The sequence below is a fragment of the Planktothrix tepida PCC 9214 genome (assembly GCF_900009145.1).
GTDB lineage: Bacteria > Cyanobacteriota > Cyanobacteriia > Cyanobacteriales > Microcoleaceae > Planktothrix > Planktothrix tepida.
This window is the reverse complement of record NZ_LN889887.1, coordinates 1-561: the sequence shown is the minus strand read 5'-3', so window position 1 is coordinate 561 and position 561 is coordinate 1. Positions and strand designations below refer to the sequence as shown.

Genomic DNA, 561 nt, shown 5'->3' with positions numbered 1-561 from the left:
CAAGGCTTGAAGCAAGGCTTGAGCCGTATGATTGGGATAACCATCATGTACGGTTCTTAGGGGAGGGGAGAGTGATGACACTCGAACCTTACCCGCTCCCTAAGCGCGTAGCGTAGGGGTGGGAGTGTCAAGATGCTGTTCTCGTTGTTGAGGATAAAAGGGTTTGTATCTTCTCTCAATAGTTTGGCTATTTCATCGCAATGAAAAATTCTGGAGAAAGAGATCTCGTTGAAAAAGCTTTGTTATCACAAAGTCAAGGAGAACTGAACGAAGCTATTTCCTATTATCAGCAAGCACTTCAAATTTGTCCTCAGTGGCCTGAAGTTTATTATAATTTAGGGATTATTTTTGAACAACAGCAAAATTTATCACAAGCTATTCACTGCTATCAACAAGCAATTTTACAAAAGCCTAATTATGCTGAAGCTTACTATAATTTAGGAGTGGTTTATCAAAATAAAAGTTTAATTGAATCAGCCATTAAAAGTTATCAAAAAACAATTGAACTTGCACCTCAACTCATCAGAGCTTATAATAATTTAGGATGTTTATGGATAGAAA

General features: G+C 37.3%; 1 protein-coding gene. It reads left to right on the top strand.

The window, feature by feature from the left end:
• Positions 1–200: 200 nt before the first annotated feature.
• The coding region (locus PL9214_RS29630) for a tetratricopeptide repeat protein (protein WP_139295227.1) at positions 201–561 on the top strand (361 nt) is incomplete at its 3' end.